Origin of the sequence: Stenotrophomonas thermophila, assembly GCF_001499715.1 — a bacterium.
Lineage (GTDB): Bacteria > Pseudomonadota > Gammaproteobacteria > Xanthomonadales > Xanthomonadaceae > Stenotrophomonas > Stenotrophomonas hibiscicola.
In genome coordinates, this window is the sequence record NZ_CVIW01000012.1 from 269452 (window position 1) to 287453 (window position 18002).

Below are 18002 nucleotides of genomic sequence, written 5' to 3' on the forward strand. Positions count from 1 at the left end.
GCAGCCGAGCGTGGGCTCGGCTCTACAAAGGCTTGTCGTTCGCGATATCGCTCAGGGTCTGCCGGAAGCTGGGCAGCAGCACGCGGTTGCCATGCCCGCTCAGGTGATCGTTGTCGAAGAACAGCGGCTCCCCGTCTTCCACCGCCGAACAGGTCGTTGGCCCGCACAGCAGCGGCAGCGGATCCCACACGGTCATTGACGGGTAACGTGCCGCCAGGTCATCCAGCAGTGCCATCTGCGGCACGCGCAGCATTTCCAGATCCGCACGCGGCATGCTCAGACCCCCGGCACAAGCCGGGTTGCGACGGTTGAACCAGTCCGAACAGCGGTACGCACCGGCCTTGAACAACGGCAGCGGCGCATCCACAACCACGTGCACACCCAGCTTCTGCAAACGCCCCAGCACGCGATCGGCCTCATCGCGTGCAGCTTGTGCATGCGCGGGCGTGCGCTCGGCCAGCACCTGTTGATAGATCTGCTGTGCATCCTGCCGCTGCCAGTCGAACCCACGCAGTTCCGGCATGCGCAAGGCCGCCAGCAGCACGATGTCACCCGGGCGCGCCTCGCGTTCGATGGTCGACAGCGTGTCTTCAATGAAGTCCTGGCAGTCGGCCGGGCTGGCCCGCAGCAGGTTGACGAAGCTGCAGCCGCCGCGATCCTGCTGGCGCACTTCCATGCCGGTCTGCCGCGCGACCATGCTGGTCATGGTGCGATACGCCGCCGCATGCGAGTCGCCGGCCACGAACAGGCGCCGCCCTTCAAGCGCCGGCGCACTCACCGGTTCCAGCGGGCGCCACGCCGGGTAGCGACGCGCCTGCCATGCGTAGCCGTCGCGGGTGACGCTGAGCGAGACCTGCTCGTGGTACTCCACCGTGGCCCAGGCGCCGACACCGCACAGCGCCACCAGCGGAAACGCCATCGCCAGCACCTTGGCCGGTGCCAGCCGCAGCAGCGGCGCCGCACTGCGCAGCGGGCGCTCGATGAAGTGGTAGGACGCGGCAGACACCGCCAGCAGCAGCACCGGATACAGCCACAGCGCGACGCCATGCAGGCCATACGTCCAGCGCAGCAGTACCAGCAGCGGCCAATGCCACAGGTACAGCGAATAGGACAGCCGACCCAGGTAGGCCAGGGGTGTGCAGCCCAGCGCACGGGCGATGCGCGATCTACCCGCTGTCGACACGCCCGCCAACAGCAGCAGGGTACCTGCCACGGTCGCCAGCACGCCCGGCACCGGCATCGCCAACTGCGGGGCGATCAGCATACCCGCGGCCAGCAGCGCCAGGCCCGCCACGGCAGCCGCGTCGCTGCCCTGGCGTGGCGTACGTTTATGCATCCACTGGTAGAGCAGCGCACCCGCGGCCAGCTCCCAGAACCGCGCCGGCAGCAGATAGAACGCCGACGCCGGCGCCGATTGCGCCTGCCAGCCCGCCCACGCCAGCGACAGCACGGTGAGCACCGGCAACAGCCAACGTGACCCCGGCCAGCGCTCACGCCCACGCAACCACACGAAGAACAACAGCGGGAAGACCAGGTAGAACTGCTCTTCCACACCCAGCGACCAGGTATGCAGGAACGGGTTGAGTTCAGCGCCGGGTGAGAAGTAATCGTCCTGCTGGCCGGCCAGCACGATGTTGCTGAAACCGACCAGCGCGGCCCAGCCGGTCTGGTCGAACTGCTCATTGCGCCACGCGCGGGGAATGAACAGTGCCGACAGCACGAAGGTGGCCATCAGCATCACCAGCAGCGCCGGCAACAGGCGCAGCACGCGACGCCGGTAGAAATCGAGCAGCATCGCACCCAGCGATGCCTGGGTGCGCGAGGCCAGCGACTGGCTGATCACGAAGCCGGACACCACGAAGAACAGGTCCACACCGGTGAAGCCGCCGGGCAGCCACGTCGCGTTGCTGTGGAAAAGGACGACGGCCAGCACCGCCAGTGCACGCAGGCCATCGATGGCGGCGTTGTGGGAACGTTCGGGAGAGGACACGCGGGCAACCGGCAGAAGACAGGGCGGCAGCATCGCCACCGTTTGCGCAGTCATTCAATGGACAATCGCGACAGACATGGACATCGTTCAGGACCCGCCCCTGCTCGACGCAGTTGTAGAGCCGAGCCATGCTCGGCTGCTCTTCGTTCAGATCGCGATGAGCCGAGCGTAGGCTCGGCTCTACGGCAGCAGCCAGGGGGCAGAGCCCATTGCCATGGCAATGGGATCCGACCCCGCTGCACGCCCGCTTACCAGGCCATGCGCAGGCCCAGCTGGCCGCCCACATTGCGGTAGCCGTAATCACCGCGCTGCACGCTCATGCCACCCCACGCGCCCCAGCGCTGGCCCAGCTTCAACTCTGCACCGGCCTGCACTTCGTAGCGGTTGCGCGGCACGTCCGCGCCCAGCGCGTCACCGTTGAACTGCAACGTGCTGGTGCCGCTGCCACGCAGCCAGTTCACGCCCAGGTACGGCTGCACCGTGTTGCCGGCGGCAGTGCCATGGCCAAACACACGCACGCCCAGACGCCCGCTCAGGCCACCGGCATCGGCGTGGTCGATCACCGTGCCGTTGCTCTCCACGTGGCGATCGGCGTGGAAATCGACATGGCTCAGCTGCAGCTGCGGCTGCACGTACAGCGCGCTGGCGGCACCCTGCCACACGTTGAAGGTGTAGCCGGCCTCCAGCGACGCACTGGCCATGCGCGAATCGTAGTGCTCCGGCTCCAGGCCAATGCCCTGCACCCGGTTATCGAAACGGCCGTACTGCAGGTTCGCATCGATGTATGCACCCTGGGTGCCTTCAGCCGACTGCAACCAGGTGCCGTACACACCCACGGCACTGCCACGCACCCGACCCTTGGCGCTGTAGCCGGTCAGATCGGACACTGCGCTGCTGTCGGCACGACCCGTGCCCATCATCACGCCGAACGCTGCATTGCCCCGGCGAACCAGGTCAGTGCCAATCTGCAGCACCGAGGTGTTGCCATCAATCGACAGCTGACCACCGACCGCGCTGAAGTCCGCCTGCTGCCGGCCAACGCGCGCCCACGAGGCACGACCTTCATCCAGCGAAACGGCACCGATGCGGTCGTTCAGACGATGGGAAAACATGTTGATGGCTGCCGATTGGTTGGCCAGGTACGCCCCGGCTTCGGGACGCAGCACCGGCACCGGGTCCACGGGATCCACGGGGTCCACCGGATCAATGGGATCGATGGGGTCAACCGGATCAACCGGGTCCACCACACAGCCCGGCGCGGCCGGATTGTCCTTGCAGACATCAAACCATTGCGAACGCAGATACCAGTTGCCATCGGTGGGATCAGTCACGCCCCCCTTGAACAGGAAGTACTCATAGGAGCCGCCCACGGCGCGGCCGGCAAGCGCATAGGTCGCCAACGATGCACCGTCCACTTCGATCAGCTGGATGCCATCGCTGGTCTGAGCGCCAACGCCGCCAATGTTCTTCACCGCAATGCCTGCATCGCCCGAAGTATCGCCACGCACATGCAGGCGATCAAAGGCGCTGTCGTCACCGCCCAGGGCGCCTTGGAACAGGAACGTCGCGCCCTCGCTGTGCAGATCACCGTCCACGGTGAGCGTGTTGAATCGGCCACTGCCGTCGGACAGCGCCACACCACTGTTCAGTACGCTCAGTTCGCCCACCGTGGCATCACCGGTCAGTGTCCACTGGCTTCCGCTTTCAATCGCCATCGTCTGCACCAGGTTGGACGTGCCCTGCCACAGCGACCCGTCTGCCAGGCGCACGTGCACATCGGACTGCGGCACCAGACCGGCATCCTCGTCCTCGGGCGTGATGACGATGTCGCCGACCATCTGCGAATGCCCCTGCAACACCACGTCGAAACGCCCCGCCACCGCCGCATCCAGTGCGATGGCAATGCCATTGCCACCCGATACGTAGGTGTTGTTGGACAGCGTCAAACCGGAGTCACGGCTGCTACGCACCCACACACCACCATGCTGGACGCTTTCCAACGCACTGCGGTCGATGCCCAGCCTGCCGTTGTCATTGATCACCGCAGCCCAGGCGCCCTTGCCCTCGGTGCGAATGTGCGAACCGGTCAACGTCATCCCGCCGCTACCCCCCGGTCAGCACACCATGGGCCTGCTGGCCTTCGGTACGGATGATGCTGTCGTCCAGATGGATGCTGCCGCCCTGGCGCGCAACCGCACCAATGGCACCCGCGCCCGTGGTGTGAATCTGGGCCGCACGTGCAGTGATGATCGGGCCGGCGCCGATGCCTGTGAAATCGGCATACAGGCCGTGGCTGCTCTCACCGGACGTGGTCACATTCACGCGGTCCAGATCCACCGTACCGGTCCGTGCATCGATGCCCACCGCACGATCACCCTCGCTGATGACGGAACTGCGGGCCATTACCAGCGTCGATTCGGAGAACATCTTGACCGTTCCGGTCCCGTTGCCGGTGCTGTGGAAGTTGGAGTCCGCCACCGTGACTGCATTGCTGCGACCATTGATGTCCAACGCGATGCCGCTGGCCTTCACCGTGCTTCCTGAGAGGTTGAGCTGGTTGTTATCGGCCAGCCAGATGCCCGACTCGCCTTCAATCGCAACGCCGGTCAGGGTCATGTTCGCCCCGGTGGCCGACACAGCGCGGCTACCCAGCCCCATCGCCGAGATCGAGCCACCGGTCATGGTGATGTCACCGCCGCCGGCGAGGCCGACCGACGACACCCCTTCCATGCGGATGTTCACATCCTGCAGCGTGGCCTGGCTGCCGGTATGCGCCACAACGCCCATGCCGGTGCCCTTGTTGATGACGTCGGTCGCCGTCAGATGCAGTTCACCGCCCGTCGTTGCCAGCGCGGTGGTGGCACCGAAACCGGTGGTGACCAAGGTCGAACCACTCAATTCGATACGACTGCCGGCACCCTCGGCACGGGCCGCGGATGCGCCATCGCCATCGGCACTCACGATGACCGCACCCAGCGGAACGATGCTGCCGCCGTTGAGCGCATGGAAGGCGTGGTTGCCCACACCGGTTGCGCTGTAATCCCCCGCTGCCGGGGTCTGTGCGTCACCGTCTGCAATGACCTGCTGTGCGTGCGCACTGACGGGGATGCCAACGGCTAGCGCCGCCGTCAGTGCGAGGGCCAGCGCCGAGTAGCGGATCTGATGGGATTGCATGTCGGGATCTCCTTTTGTCGAGACCGGCATAGTGGATGTCGCGTTGAACACCCACCATGCAATTAGTTGCAATGTCAGATGCGACATTGCGATACACATGCGACATCAAGTTTCGTGAGGCGACCTCTAGGAGGTGAATGCAACTACAGGTATCACGCAGACTGACGTGATTGACCCGTCTCGCCCGCGCCACATTCATTCAGGCGAGATGACGGATATGTGAAGATGTTGCGAAAAAGAATTATTCGTCAATTCGCCTATGGCGACGGCCTCCTCCCTGCGCCATCCTCATGGCTTCAACACGGGCGCCAAGTAGTAATCGCCACTGCTGTCAAGGCCGGGATATTCCGGTGACCGCAGCGAGATGAGTCCGGTACGGACGGGGGAGCTGCGCATCAGGCCGCCACGCGAAAACACCAGCGCGGTATAGCTGATGACGTACTGCAGCCCATCACCGGCGGTGGTATAAAACTCCATCTCCAGTTCCTCACCAAGGCGGAGCGGCTTTCGATCCAGCAGATTCCAGTAGACATCGAAGGCCAACAGCACCGAATCGGGAGAGCTGGCATAGGACGCGTACGTCCTTCCCTGGTATTGCAGGTCACCTGCGTACGTCAGCCCTGGCACATCCAAGCGCACGAAGACACTGATGGGCCCGCCCGGAAACGCGCACTTCCTCAAGGATGAGCGCCCTCTTTCCTGATCCATGAAGACGCGTGGTTGTACTGGAGCAGCTGCATAGACCGTATCAAGCACAACGTCCGGATAGGCTGTGTAGTGTTCGCATGCCATTGCCGGCCCGGATACCAGTGACAAGCCGGCAAGAACGGATCCAAGCAGTGAGCGAAGACGCGTGTAATGGACGATGGCCAGACGCATTGAATATCCTCATCGAAAATCAGCTCATCGTGCCCCCCCTCGTCAACGCAGCCCATCAAATCAGGTGCAGATGTCCGACGTGGTCCTACCAGTAGTCCACGTTGAGCACTGCCTCCCCCTTGATCATGCCTGGAACAAGAGCATCCGCGGTGCGGTAATAGCGGGCGATGAAAGCATGGTCATGCACTCCCCCCGTGCCGGGATTGAAGTGCCAGGCCCGCCCAAACTGCACCTCGCTGCCGCCACGTAGAAGCTGTACACGGACCCCCTTGGCGCCGGAATCCGCTGTAGGGGTCAACAGGCTTCCGGTGTTTCCCCCATCCCCCGCATCCTTCAACATCAGTTCCGCGCGCGGCACGTTGGCTCCGCACTCCATGCGAACCACCACGATCTTGTCTTTCGCCGTATCCCCCGGCGCGATCAACTCCGCGACGCTGACATCCTGTAGCACTTCCGCAACGTCCCGCACAGGGCAGGTTGTCGGAGGAAACTGCATGTCAATACTGATGGGCAGGCTTGCATTGATCGTCGAATGGTCAACGGAGGAAAACTCCAGATCCAGCGTGGTCTGGAAGTCGCGCATTCTCTCGCCGCGGCTGTACACGTATGCGATCACAATGAAGTTCGTGTTGCCAGGAACACCTGGAAAACGGTTGGGACCAAGTCGCAACGGCCAGTACGAACTGTCTCCATCGCTTGCAACAAACCCCAGCAGCGCCGAGTCAGGACCAACCTCGTACAGCGGCAACCGACCTTGGATGGGGTACGCGGTGAAATCCACATCCGAGGCCCAGCGCAGCGCCGGGCCCACCAGGGTCATATCCAGAGAGTGCTTACTGGAAACGGGACAGCCGCTGGAACTGATATTGGTTCCGTCGTCCCATATCATGCGGACCGTGTCAGGATGGCCGGGCCTGCTCTTGTTGATGACGATGGGCGCTTGTACGGTGAACGTGCAGCTGCTTGCATGGCCCGCCAGGGCGAGCAGCGAGGACACGGCCAGGGCCAGGGCGGGCCGACGGAACCGTCGGTGCGTGTCGGTAGCTGTGCGCAATTGATGAATCTCCTGCCAGTAATCCGGCTATTGGCGTTTATAGAGAGAACTGAGGAACGCGGTGATGCGCCCACCGCACCTGGCCTGTCCAGGACTATCGATAGGGCTTGATTGGCCTCTGGCAACTGCGATGCGCTCACCAATAGTCCACATCGAGCACGGCCTCGCCTTTGATCAGGCCGGGCACCAGCGGCTCGTCGGTGCGGATGTAGCGCGCGGTGAACTGATGATCATGCACACCACCGACGCCTGGCTCGAAATCCCACGTCTGACCAAACTGCACTTCGCTGCCGTTGCGCAGCAACTGCACGCGCACGCCCTCTGCGTCTGAATCGGCCGTGGGGGTCAGCTGGCTGCCGGTGTTGCTGGCATCGCCGGCGTCGCTCAGCGTCATCCGGGCGCGCGGCGGATCGACACCGCAGTTCATGCGGATCGCCACCAGCTTTTCCTTGGCGGTCCCGCCTGGAACGGAAAGTTCAGCAGTCTGCACGTCGGCCAGGGTCTCTGCGCTGTCCTGTAACGGACACGTCGCCACAGGAAAGCGCAGGGTGTAAGAGCCGCTATAGCTACCGTCAATGGCCGGCTGCTGGGGGGAGGTCCACGTCAAGGTCGCGGCAAACGTATAGGTGCGCATCCGCCCCCCTCTGGAGAAGAATTCTGGTCTGAAATCGACATTCGCATCAGATGGCGACTTCAACTCAATGGGGTACGTCAGTTCGCGCCCCACGCCAACCGGAACGCGGTCCCAGCCAAACACCTGTTCAAAGGTGAAGATCACCAAAGGGGACTCCGGCCCGAACTCATATGCCGGAAAGGTCATGCCCAGATAGTCGAGCGTGCCGACATAGGTCAGTTCAGGTGCGTCGAGGCGTAGATTCAGATCGAAGCTGGCGGTGCAACTGTGGAATCTCGTAGCACCGTTGGTCCCTCTGATCCACCGACCGCGCTCCTCCGGGTAGGTGTCATGAGTGAAATCCCGATCCCTCGGAACGTTGAAATAATGCGTGCACGCTTGGACAACCGCGGATACCGTCAACAGTGCAACGCCGACCAGCAACGCCGCCGCACGCGCTCGTGCGCACTTCGCCAATGGCTCTGGCTTGAATGCAATTTTCATTGTCATGCTCCTTGGTAGCTCGCGGGCCGCGTCACTCGTAGTCAGCAGTGACCACGATCTCGGTAGAAATCTCACCTGCGCTCGGCGCTTCCCCGGTGGGCAGGAAGTAGGCGGCACGCAGGTCGTAACGCGCGGTGGCGCCAGTCACCGGCACATCGATGCCGGTGTCACCATCCTTCAGATAGTTGCTGCCGGTGGTGCCGGACAGCAGTGAGATCGACACGCCTTCGGCCGCATCGCTTGCAGCGGTGTTCTTCCAGCGCGTGGCGTCGCCATCGGCGGCGGTACCGGCGAAGGACAACACCGCCTTGCTCACGCCAACGCAGCCCGCGAACTGCAGCGCCCCCGCCTTGATCTGCGCATCGGCGCCGGGCGTCAGGTCGCTGGCCTTCACCGGGTCCAGGGTGATCGGCGCTGCGGTAAGCGTGCAGGTGCCGGGCAGCACCTTGCCGCTGATGGTGAGGGTGGCAGTGTCAGCCAGGGCCAGCGGCGCGGCGGCCAGCAGTGCGGTGCACACAGTGATGCGGTTGAACAGGTTCATGAAAGAACTCCTTGGGTTGAAAGAATGGAATCAGGACATCAGAACGAGGTGGCTTCGACCGCATTCAAGACGGCCTGCAGCCCAGTGCTCGGGGTCGGCAGCGGCGTGCACACCGCCTGGCTCCACGAAAGACCATAGGCATCAGGGGCATCCGGGGTGGTGTACTGCAGTCGGCAGCGATGCGGGCCATCCGGGTCGACGATCAGCTGGCCGTGTTCGGGTGCGCCACGCAGCTGGATCACACCGCCCTGGCCCACTGCGCCATAGCTGCGGCCGGTCTCATCTTCGATACGCGCGGCAAATGGCAGCGGCTGCCCCAGCGCATCGGTGGCGTCGATGAACAATGTGCGCTCGCGCTTGGCATTGAACGCAACCCGCACGATGCTGCCCGCTGTCGGCGCAATCCGCTGCGAGGTCTGCAGCAGTTCCACATCCATCGGCAGGCCCGACGGGTCCAGTTCAATCTGGTTCCAGCGGTAGGGGCTCACGTGCGGCAGCAGCGCATAGCCGTTGCGACCGATGCGCACGTCGCTGCCGTAGCCGATGCGGGCGCCTTGCGCGCCATCGGCCTGTACCAGCGCGAAGCCATCGCCCACCGGCGCACCGAAGTTGATGCCATCGCGGTGCACCACCACACTGCCGGCCGCGCTGGCGTTGAAGGCGTTGTAATCACCCGACCGGCTGTAGCCGGCGGTGACCGTGCCATGCCCACCCCGGTAGGACGCGTAGGCATTGACGCTGCCCGCCCCGTCACTGGAATCGCTGGCAGACAGGCTGTAACTCAGCTGCTGATCAGTGCCCAGCGTTCCGTTCAGACCCAGCTGGCCCTGCTCACCACGGCCCGAGTGGGCCAACTGCGTGCTCAAGCGCGGTGCGCGCGGGGCCGAGCCCAACGGAATGCTGAAGGTTGCCGCATAGCGGGTGTCCTGACGGCCATCGCCCATCTGCAGACGCATGGCAGACAAGCTCAGATTGGCGCGGCCAATGCTGGTCTGGAAGCGCAGCTGCAGATCGTTGTGCTGCTGCGCGCTGTCCCAATAGCGCACCTGTCCGCCATTGAGCGAGAGCGTGCTGCGCTCGCCAATACGCTGCGAGAAGTTCACCTGGAAGCGCTGGCGCGCACGGCCACTGACTCCCCAATCGTCGTTGTACGCCTGGGCGAAATCATTCAGGGAGAGATAGCCGCGCGTGCTGTAACGCAGCGCTGCCAAGCCGAAGTTGGTACCCGTTGCGGTGATGTAGCGCTGGTAGTTCAGCCGGAAGCTGTTGCCGGTAACCTGTTCGCCATTGGCCAGGCGTGCGCGCGAATGGGTAACGTCGGCACCGAACGCACCGAGCGGTGTATTGATTGCACCGCCGAACAGTGCGGACTGGAAGTCTTCGGCAATCTGCACCCCGCCCAGCGCGGTGAAATGGTTGCTGATGCCACGTGCGTATGTACCTTCGGCAAAGCGCAGTGCTTCACGCACACCGCGTGCATCGCGAAGTTCACCGGCGGTGACGCTGAAGCGGCTGGCACCCGGCCGCAGCGCCTGCGGCACTGCAGAGAAGTTCACAGTGAACTGCTGCTGGCGGCCGTCGGCTTCGGTGACGGTGACGTCCAGGTCGCCACCGAAGTTGGTCGGGTACAGATCTTCGATGGAGAACGGCCCCGGCGCCACGCTTACTTCGTGGATGACGTGGCCATTCTGGCGGATGCTCACCACCGCGTTGGTTTCGGCAACGCCCTGCACCACCGGCGCGAAGCCGCGCAGCGAATCCGGCAACATGCGCTCGTCGCTGGCCACCCGCACACCGGTAAATGACAGCGACTCGAACAGTTCACCACCGGTCGTACCCTGCCCCAACAGCAGCTGGGCATTCCATGCCGGAAGATCGCGCTGCAGCGTGCTGCTGATCACATCGTGACGCGAGCCATGGCTGCCCTGGCTGAAGGACGAACGATGACGCAGCCGCCACGCGCCCAGGTTCACGCCCGTGTTCAGCCCCAGGTAGGTCGCCTGCTGGCCCTGGTTGCGGCTGTGGTTGATGTTGTAATCGAAGAAGGCTGCCGTGACGCCGTGGTCGCGCAGTGCAGGTGCCACGTAGCCGCGCGCATCGCGTGCCTGCGCAGCCTGTGGCACGTTCACCAGAAGCTGCAGATTGCTCTCATCGAACTCGACCGTGGCACCGTCGATCAGGCTGGGAAGCGCGACGCAGCCTTCATCATCCTGGTCCAGCTCGGCCAGGAACATCTCCTTCAGCGGCAACTGGCGTACCAGCCCGGCCGGCAGGCACGGGGTTGCACCCAGAGGTGCCGGCGCCGCCACGAAGGTGATATCGCGCGTGGCGTGGAACTGGCCATTGACCACCACGTCCAGGGGATACACGCCCGGCACCATGGGATTGCCCTGCGCATAGCGCTGCATGTCGATGGCCTGGCCACCAATCAGGAAGCCCTCGCTGAACTGCAGGGAATCATCACCGTTGGCACTGGCATGACCGGCAATCGCCATTGCCACGGCGGCGGCAATTGCCAGCCCCAGCGGACGGCTGGCAAAACGATGCGGCGTGCGGAGATGAAGGAGGCGCATGTGCATGGTTAGCGTCACTCGATGAGGCCGAAGGCGACATCGCTCGTAGTCGAAGTGGGCCGAAGCGTAGACAGCGTGCGGCCGGCTTCCCATGCAATTTGTTGCAAAGCGACAACGCGCCACGAAACCACGCGGTTTCTAGCCACACCTCTGTTTCGGCGCAATTCAGGCTTGTTTTCAACAAATGACCGCAGTCAATCGAATGCATTGCAGATGCACCTAACGCTGCATGCGACAGCTTGTCGCAGTCGGAAATGAGGCTTCTTAACCGGACGCTGTACCGCAAGCACGGACTCCACTGTCCTGCAAGCACCTTGCAACTAATTGCATATCCACGTGCCGCCCGGCTGGGAACACTGTGCGCATCCGCTGGTTCGTCCAATGCGGATTCCCCTGTTTCCCTACCAAGGACATTCCCATGTCGAACCGATTGAACCTGATTGCCGCCGGCGCGCTCGCGCTGGCCCTGTCTCCCGCCGCATTCGCCGAGAAGCTGGAAATCACCGGCGAGCTGATGACCAGCACCTGCTCGGTGGATGCCACCGGCGGCACCATCACCGTGCCGATGGGCAAGGTGGACGTCGCGTGGGTGAATGAAGCCGAGCGTGCCGGCATGAAGAACTTCAGCATCCTGCTGGACTGCTCCGGCTCCGGCGCCGCCCAGGAAGTGGGTGTACGCTTTGGCGGCACGCCCGACGGCAGCACCGGCAACCTGGCGCTGACAGCCGCCTCCACGGCCAGCAACGTGGGCGTGGCGCTGTACGACGCCTCGGGCAACCACCAGAAGCTGGGCGAAGACCCGCTGCAGTGGGTGAACATTCCGGCCGCCGGCAAGGGCCAGCTGGACTACAGCGCCTGGTATTCCTCGCCGGGCAAGAACGCCACTGCCGGCACGGCCAACGCCTCGGGCGATTTCGTCGTGCTTTACAAGTAACGCACACCCCTGCGCGCCACCCCGTGGTGGCGCGCCTTATTGGAGGACGACCTAATGAAGATCCGTGCAATGACGTGGATGACCGCGCTGCTGGCTGGCGCCCTGGCGCTGCCGGCATCGGCAGCGGTGACGCTGCAGGGCACGCGCATCGTGCATGACGCGTCCCAGGGCCGCGATGTAACCGTGAAGGCCACCAACGGTGGCGACAAGGCCGCGATGGTGCAGGTCTGGATTGACGATGGCGACAGCCATGCACGCCCCGAGAACGTGCGCACGCCCTTCCGTCTGACGCCGGCCGACCCGCGCCTGCTGCAGGCCCACCAGGGGCAGGCGTACCGCATTACTTACGCGCCGCGCCCGTCGGAGACACCGCTGCCGACGGATCGTGAATCGCTGTTCTACTTCAACCTGCTGGACATTCCGCCCAAACCCACCGATGCCGCCGGCAAGAACCTGCTGCAGTTCGCCGTGCGCACGCGGGTGAAGCTGTTCCACCGCCCGGCCGGCCTGCCCGGCAAGCCGCGTGATGCGGCCGGGCAACTGCAATGGCGTGCGCAGGCCGGTGCCCTGCTGGTGAGCAACCCCAGCGCCTACCACGTGACTGTAAGCACGCTGACCCTGCCCGACGGCCGCAAGGTGGAAGCAGAGATGATCGCACCGGGCGCGCAGGTACGTCTGCCGCTTCCGAGTGGCGCGGCGATGCCCGCGACGGTGACGTTCCAGTGGCTGGACGACTACGGCACGCCGCGCGATGCCGAGGCGAAGATCTCCCCTTGAGCGCAGCCTGACGCGCGAGCCATCTTCTATAGAGCCGAGCCCATGCTCGGCTGCTGTGCGGCCAGATCGGGCTGAACCCCGTGCATTGCGCTATGAGCCGAGCATGGGCTCGGCTCTACATGCTTTGTCGTAATTGACGCGCTCCCGTGCGCGCGGGCCATCTGCAACGCTTTCGAACTTTCCAACAATTCTCATTGGCAGCGCAGGCGCTTCATGCAAATCATGTGGCGCCACCGACAACGGGTGGCACGGGCTTGCAATCCCGTTTGATCGATGTTGTTTACGCTTGCCTGCCGGCGTCGCCTCCTTCCCCTGTGCCTGGGCGGCGTCGGCAGGCATTCCGTCTATGCCTACATGGCGGACGGTGCGCGGGGGCCTCGTGCCCGCCGGCGTTTCTACATCGGTCACCGGTATTGCAACCACGCACCGTCCGCCACCCTCGCTGTTAAGCAGGGTGGCCCCTTGCCGCTTGCACAAGGACGCCGCCATGACCGCTTCCCCCTACCCGCACTTGTTCGCCACCCTGGGCGAGGCCGCCACGCGCCTGCCCGATGACCTGGCCCGCACGCTGGAAGACACCTTCGTTGCGCTGCAGACCGGTAACAGCCCTGGCGCCATCACCCTGCAGGCCTGCCTGCAGTACATCCGCCAAGGCGATGCCGCCGATGGCCAGCCGTGGCCCGACAGCAACCGCACACCCGGGCAGCGCCTGGCCTTGGCGCGCATCGACCGCGCCAATGCGGGGCTGAGTTTCCTGCTGGAACTGCTGCACGCCACCGAACGCGTGCGCGTGGACGGGGATATCGACCAGCACATGGATGACGGCGCGCGCGAAGGGCTGTTGCTGGCCTGCCGTGGGCTGGCCGAGTATGTGGATGTGCAGTTGCACGCGACGAAGCACTGAGCGATGCCGATACACTCGACCTCGGTAGGTGTCGACCTTGGTCGACACGGCATTGGCATGGGCGCCCGACACATTCGTGCCAACCAAGGTTGGCACCTACCAGAGCAACATCAATCTGACCCCACCCCGAAGGTTGGCACCCAGCAGTGCAGTACCGCTGCGGCTACGCGAAGTGCTGGTAGCCGCCGTCAGCGGCTTCGCCATCCACGTGCACGCCCTGGCCTTCGGCAATGCGGCCGACGCGGGTGAGCGGCACGCCCAGCGATTCGGCCAGGTAGTGCAGCGCGTCGCGCTGGTCGGCGGCGGCGGTGAAGCACAGCTCGTAGTCGTCGCCACCGCGCAGTGCGCAGTCGCGCGCATCGTCGCGGCCGAGCAGTTCACGCAGCGCGTGCGAGATCGGCAGCGAATCGGCATCCACATGCGCGGCCACGTTGCTGCGCGTGGCGATATGGCCCAGATCGGCCAGCAGGCCATCGGACACATCCACCGCCGCATGCGCGAAGGCACGCAGGCGCAGGCCAAGCGTCACGCGTGGCGTCGGCCGCAGCAGGCGCAGGCGCAGGCTTTCGTAGTCGGCCAGCAAGGTGGCCGTGGCCACGTTCAGTGCACCCTGCTGCCACAGGCGCAGCGCGCCGGCGGCATCACCCAGCGTGCCGCTCACCCATATGTCATCGCCCACCTGTGCGCGGTCGCGGCGCAGCGCCTGGCCACGCCCGACCTGGCCCATCGCGGTCACCGACAGCGACAGCGGACCGCGCGTGGTGTCGCCACCGATCAGCGCGATGTCGTGCTGGTCGGCCAGGGTGAAGAAGCCATCGGCGAAGGCCTCGATCCAGTCTTCGGTGGCTTCCGGCAGCGACAACGCCAACGTGCACCACGCTGGGCGCGCGCCCATCGCGGCCAGGTCCGACAGGTTGACCGCCAGGGTCTTCCAGCCGATGTCGAAGGCGGGGGTTTCCACCGGGAAGTGCACGCCGCTGTTGAGCGTGTCGGCGGTAACCACCAGTTGTTCATTGGCACGCGGCTGCAGCAGCGCGGCGTCATCGCCGATGCCGAGCAGGATGTCGTCGCGCTCGAGGGTACGGGCGCGGATGCGGTCGATGAGGGCGAATTCGGCCAGGGACATGGGGCGTTCCCGCTGTTGTACGTGCCGCGCAGGGCGCGGTGGGCACTACCACAGGTGGGTCAGTGACCCGATTCGACCTTGCGCCATTCCACGGCGGCACGATCCAGCACGCCGTTGACGTAGGTGTGACCGTGTTCGGAACCGAAGCGCTTTGCCGATTCGATGGCTTCGTTGATCACCACGCGATACGGCACGTCCAGGCGGTAGCGCAGTTCGTAGGCGGCCAGGCGCAGCACGGCGCGTTCGATCGCGTCCACTTCTTCGATGCCACGGTCCAGGTACGGGCCGAGGGCTTCGTCGATGTCGCGGCGGTTGTCGAGCACACCGTGCAGCAGCGCCTCGAAATACGCCAGATCGGCGATTTCGCGGGCCTGCTCGTGGGCGAACTGGGCGATCAGCGACTGTGCATTGCCGCCGGAGATCTGCCAGGCGTAGATGGCCTGCACGGCACGACGGCGGGCGCGCGAGCGCAGCACCGGATCGACGCCATCGCGGCGGACGGGTTTACCGGAGGGCTTGCCCTGGGTGTTCTTGTTCATGGCAGCTGCTCCAGAAGATTGACCATTTCCAATGCGGCGAGTGCGACTTCCTCGCCCTTGTTGCCGTGACTGCCGCCTGCGCGGGCCTCGGCGTCTTCCACGCGTTCCACCGCCAGCACGCCGTTCAGCACCGGCACGCCGAAGTCCAGCTGCACGCGCATCAAGCCCTCGGCGCAGCGGTCGGCCACGTGTTCGTAATGACGGGTATCGCCACGGATCACGCAACCCAGGGTGAGGATGGCGGCGTGTTCATGGGCGGCGGCCAGGCGCGCGGCCACCAGCGGCAGTTCCCAGGCTCCCGGCACGCGGATCACGTCGATGTTGGCTTCGGTGATGCCGTTGCCGGCCAGGCTCTGGCGGGCGCCAGCGACCAGCGCGTCGGTGATGCGGGCATTCCAGCGGCTGGCCAGGATGGCGAAGCGCGCCGATTCGGGAGTGCGAAGATCGCCTTCGAAGTGGCTCATATGCGGCTTGGGGGACTCGATAAGGGGGTAATTCTAGCGTGGATGGGCCCCTGCCGGCTGGCGGGGGCCCAGGGCTGTGCCGACCAACGGTCGGCACCCACCCGAGGTAGGGCATGGTCGGCACCCGCCGGTAGTGCCGGCCGCTGGCCGGCAATCCCAGGGAATGCGGTTGCCGGCCAGCGACCGGCACTACCCATTACAGAGTGACCGTCTCCACCACTTCCAGGCCGTAACCGGCCAGGCCAACCTGGCGGCGCGGGGTGCCCAGCACCCGCAGCTTGCCCAGGCCCAGGTCGGACAGGATCTGCGCGCCGGCACCATTGCGGCGCCACTGGCCCACGTCCTTGTCCTTGCCCGGCACCACCGGTGCGGGCTGCTGGCGCAGGCGGGCCAGCAGGGCTTCACCATCGCGCGGGGCCGACAGCACCACCATCACGCCGGCGCCTTCGGCATCGATCGCGCGCAGGGCATCGGTGGCGGCCACGCCGAAGTCATCGCGGCGCCAGTGCAGCAGGTCGGCCAGTGGGTTTTCCACTTGCACGCGCACCAGGGTCGGGGTGTCCGCATCCGGGGTGCCGCGGACCAGGGCGAAATGCAGGTCGTGGGCGATGCGGTCACGGTAGGTCACCAGCTTGAACGGGCCGAACTCGGTCTCGATCTCGCGCTCATCCACGCGTTCCACGGTCTTTTCGGTGGCCAGGCGGTAGGCGATCAGATCGGCGATGGAGCCCATCTTCAGGCCGTGCTTGCGGGCGAACACTTCCAGTTCCGGGCGGCGCGCCATGCTGCCATCCGGGTTCAGGATCTCCACCAGCACGCCGGCCGGTTCCAGCCCGGCCAGCATGGCCAGGTCCACGCCGGCTTCGGTATGGCCGGCGCGGGTCAGCACGCCGCCCGGCTGGGCGATCAGCGGGAAGATGTGGCCCGGCTGGTGCAGGTCCGACGGCTTGGCATTGGGCTTCACTGCGGTGCGGATGGTATGCGCGCGGTCATGCGCCGAAATCCCGGTGGTGACGCCCTCGGCAGCCTCGATGCTGACCGTGAAGTTGGTCTGGAACTGGGCGGTATTGGCCTGCACCATCGGCGCCAGGCCGAGGTCGGCGGCGCGGGTGCGGGTCAGCGGCAGGCACACCAGGCCACGGCCGTGGGTGACCATGAAGTTGATGTCCGACGGCTTGACCAGCTCGGCGGCCATGATCAGGTCGCCTTCGTTCTCGCGGTCTTCGTCATCGACGATGACCACCATGCGGCCCTGGCGGATGTCTTCCAGGATTTCCGGGATCGGGGCGAAATTCATGCGACGTCTCCCTGGGGGTGCTGACCGTTGGTCGGCACGCTGATCAGCCGCTCCACGTAACGGGCGACCAGATCGATTTCCAGATTGACCGCGTTGCCCACGCCGGTGGCGGAGAAGGCGGTGTTGGCTACCGTGTGGGGGATCAGGGCGACTTCAAAACCCTCATCGTCCACTTCGTTGACGGTGAGGCTGACGCCGTCCACGCAGATCGAGCCCTTCCTGGCGATGTAGCGGCGCAGCGAGGCCGGCGCGGCGAATCGCCAACGCTGGGCACGCGCGTCTTCGTGGATGGACAGGACCTGGCCAAGGCCGTCGACGTGGCCGCTGACCAGATGGCCGCCGAGGCGGTCGGTCGGCCGCATGGCGCGCTCCAGGTTGATGACCGCCCCTTCGCCCAGCTGGCCCAGCGTGGTCAGGCCCAGGGTTTCGGTGGAGGCATCGGCCTGGAAGCTGCTGGCGTCGAATGCGATGACGGTGAGGCAGACGCCGTTGATGGCAATGCTCTCGCCCATCTGCACGTTGTCGAACGGCAGGTTTCCGACATTGAAGGTGAAGCGGACATCGCCGCCGATGGATTCGCGTGCGGCCAGACGGCCGACGCCTTCGATGATTCCAGTAAACAAGAAACGTTCT

The 18002-nt window shown here is 65.0% G+C and carries 14 protein-coding genes and 1 pseudogene; 3 read left to right on the plus strand and 12 right to left on the minus strand.

Going from position 1 to position 18002, the window contains the following annotated elements:
* Positions 1-22: 22 nt before the first annotated feature.
* The 7 genes and pseudogenes from BN1263_RS07990 to BN1263_RS08020 form a co-directional block, all read right to left on the minus strand.
* Positions 23-2044: an acyltransferase family protein gene (locus tag BN1263_RS07990; RefSeq protein WP_058980433.1), complete on the minus strand. Its 2022-nt coding sequence runs from the start codon at positions 2042-2044 to the stop codon at positions 23-25.
* 194 nt (positions 2045-2238) lie between these two features.
* A pseudogene (locus BN1263_RS07995) lies at positions 2239-5164 on the minus strand (autotransporter family protein).
* A gap of 288 nt (positions 5165-5452) precedes the next feature.
* Positions 5453-6043: a hypothetical protein gene (locus BN1263_RS08000; RefSeq protein ID WP_058980434.1), complete on the minus strand. Its 591-nt coding sequence runs from the start codon at positions 6041-6043 to the stop codon at positions 5453-5455.
* Positions 6044-6128: 85 nt separating this feature from the next.
* The gene (locus tag BN1263_RS20850; protein WP_260832922.1) at positions 6129-7040 is read right to left on the minus strand and encodes a fimbrial protein; all 912 of its coding nucleotides are present in this window, start codon (positions 7038-7040) and stop codon (positions 6129-6131) included.
* A 193-nt stretch (positions 7041-7233) separates the two neighbouring features.
* Positions 7234-8214: a fimbrial protein gene (locus tag BN1263_RS20855; RefSeq protein ID WP_260832923.1), complete on the minus strand. Its 981-nt coding sequence runs from the start codon at positions 8212-8214 to the stop codon at positions 7234-7236.
* 31 nt (positions 8215-8245) lie between these two features.
* Positions 8246-8755, minus strand: coding sequence for a fimbrial protein (locus BN1263_RS08015; RefSeq protein WP_058980435.1), 510 nt, complete (start codon positions 8753-8755; stop codon positions 8246-8248).
* Between the two features lie 38 nt (positions 8756-8793).
* On the minus strand, positions 8794-11328 hold the full coding sequence (locus tag BN1263_RS08020; protein WP_448226381.1) for a fimbria/pilus outer membrane usher protein: 2535 nt from the start codon (positions 11326-11328) through the stop codon (positions 8794-8796).
* A 418-nt stretch (positions 11329-11746) separates the two neighbouring features.
* Here BN1263_RS08020 and BN1263_RS08025 point away from each other — a divergent pair, with 418 nt between their 5' ends.
* From BN1263_RS08025 to BN1263_RS08035, 3 genes are all read left to right on the plus strand, one after another.
* Entirely contained in the window at positions 11747-12262 is a 516-nt protein-coding gene (locus BN1263_RS08025; RefSeq protein ID WP_058980437.1) for a fimbrial protein, read from the plus strand.
* A 54-nt stretch (positions 12263-12316) separates the two neighbouring features.
* Positions 12317-13039, plus strand: a complete 723-nt coding sequence (locus BN1263_RS08030) for a fimbrial biogenesis chaperone (RefSeq protein WP_058980438.1) — start codon at positions 12317-12319, stop codon at positions 13037-13039.
* A 487-nt stretch (positions 13040-13526) separates the two neighbouring features.
* Positions 13527-13943 (plus strand): hypothetical protein, encoded by a 417-nt coding sequence (locus BN1263_RS08035; protein ID WP_058980439.1) that lies wholly within the window; start codon positions 13527-13529, stop codon positions 13941-13943.
* A 163-nt stretch (positions 13944-14106) separates the two neighbouring features.
* Here the strand turns inward: BN1263_RS08035 and thiL are convergent, their stop codons facing one another.
* From thiL to BN1263_RS08060, 5 genes are all read right to left on the minus strand, one after another.
* Entirely contained in the window at positions 14107-15069 is a 963-nt protein-coding gene (thiL, locus tag BN1263_RS08040; RefSeq protein WP_058980440.1) for a thiamine-phosphate kinase, read from the minus strand.
* A gap of 59 nt (positions 15070-15128) precedes the next feature.
* Entirely contained in the window at positions 15129-15608 is a 480-nt protein-coding gene (nusB, locus tag BN1263_RS08045) for a transcription antitermination factor NusB (protein ID WP_005408062.1), read from the minus strand.
* Positions 15605-16072, minus strand: coding sequence for a 6,7-dimethyl-8-ribityllumazine synthase (ribH, locus tag BN1263_RS08050; protein ID WP_058980441.1), 468 nt, complete (start codon positions 16070-16072; stop codon positions 15605-15607). Before ribH ends, nusB begins: the two co-directional genes overlap by 4 nt.
* Positions 16073-16268: 196 nt before the next feature.
* The gene (gene ribB / locus BN1263_RS08055; RefSeq protein ID WP_058980442.1) at positions 16269-17369 is read right to left on the minus strand and encodes a 3,4-dihydroxy-2-butanone-4-phosphate synthase; all 1101 of its coding nucleotides are present in this window, start codon (positions 17367-17369) and stop codon (positions 16269-16271) included.
* Positions 17366-17992 carry a riboflavin synthase gene (locus BN1263_RS08060; RefSeq protein ID WP_021204341.1) on the minus strand — a complete coding sequence of 209 codons (627 nt, stop codon included), beginning with the start codon at positions 17990-17992 and terminating at the stop codon, positions 17366-17368. Before BN1263_RS08060 ends, ribB begins: the two co-directional genes overlap by 4 nt.
* Positions 17993-18002: the final 10 nt, after the last annotated feature.

Coding starts and splice junctions, on each gene's coding strand:
- BN1263_RS08030 (WP_058980438.1), top strand. CDS start 12,317: ATGAAGATCCGTGCAATGACGTGGATGACCGCGCTGCTGGCTGGCGCC.
- BN1263_RS20855 (WP_260832923.1), bottom strand. CDS start 8,214: ATGAAAATTGCATTCAAGCCAGAGCCATTGGCGAAGTGCGCACGAGCG.
- BN1263_RS08035 (WP_058980439.1), top strand. CDS start 13,527: ATGACCGCTTCCCCCTACCCGCACTTGTTCGCCACCCTGGGCGAGGCC.
- BN1263_RS08020 (WP_448226381.1), bottom strand. CDS start 11,328: ATGCGCCTCCTTCATCTCCGCACGCCGCATCGTTTTGCCAGCCGTCCG.
- BN1263_RS08015 (WP_058980435.1), bottom strand. CDS start 8,755: ATGAACCTGTTCAACCGCATCACTGTGTGCACCGCACTGCTGGCCGCC.
- BN1263_RS08025 (WP_058980437.1), top strand. CDS start 11,747: ATGTCGAACCGATTGAACCTGATTGCCGCCGGCGCGCTCGCGCTGGCC.
- ribB (WP_058980442.1), bottom strand. CDS start 17,369: ATGAATTTCGCCCCGATCCCGGAAATCCTGGAAGACATCCGCCAGGGC.
- nusB (WP_005408062.1), bottom strand. CDS start 15,608: ATGAACAAGAACACCCAGGGCAAGCCCTCCGGTAAACCCGTCCGCCGC.
- thiL (WP_058980440.1), bottom strand. CDS start 15,069: ATGTCCCTGGCCGAATTCGCCCTCATCGACCGCATCCGCGCCCGTACC.
- ribH (WP_058980441.1), bottom strand. CDS start 16,072: ATGAGCCACTTCGAAGGCGATCTTCGCACTCCCGAATCGGCGCGCTTC.
- BN1263_RS08000 (WP_058980434.1), bottom strand. CDS start 6,043: ATGCGTCTGGCCATCGTCCATTACACGCGTCTTCGCTCACTGCTTGGA.
- BN1263_RS07990 (WP_058980433.1), bottom strand. CDS start 2,044: ATGACTGCGCAAACGGTGGCGATGCTGCCGCCCTGTCTTCTGCCGGTT.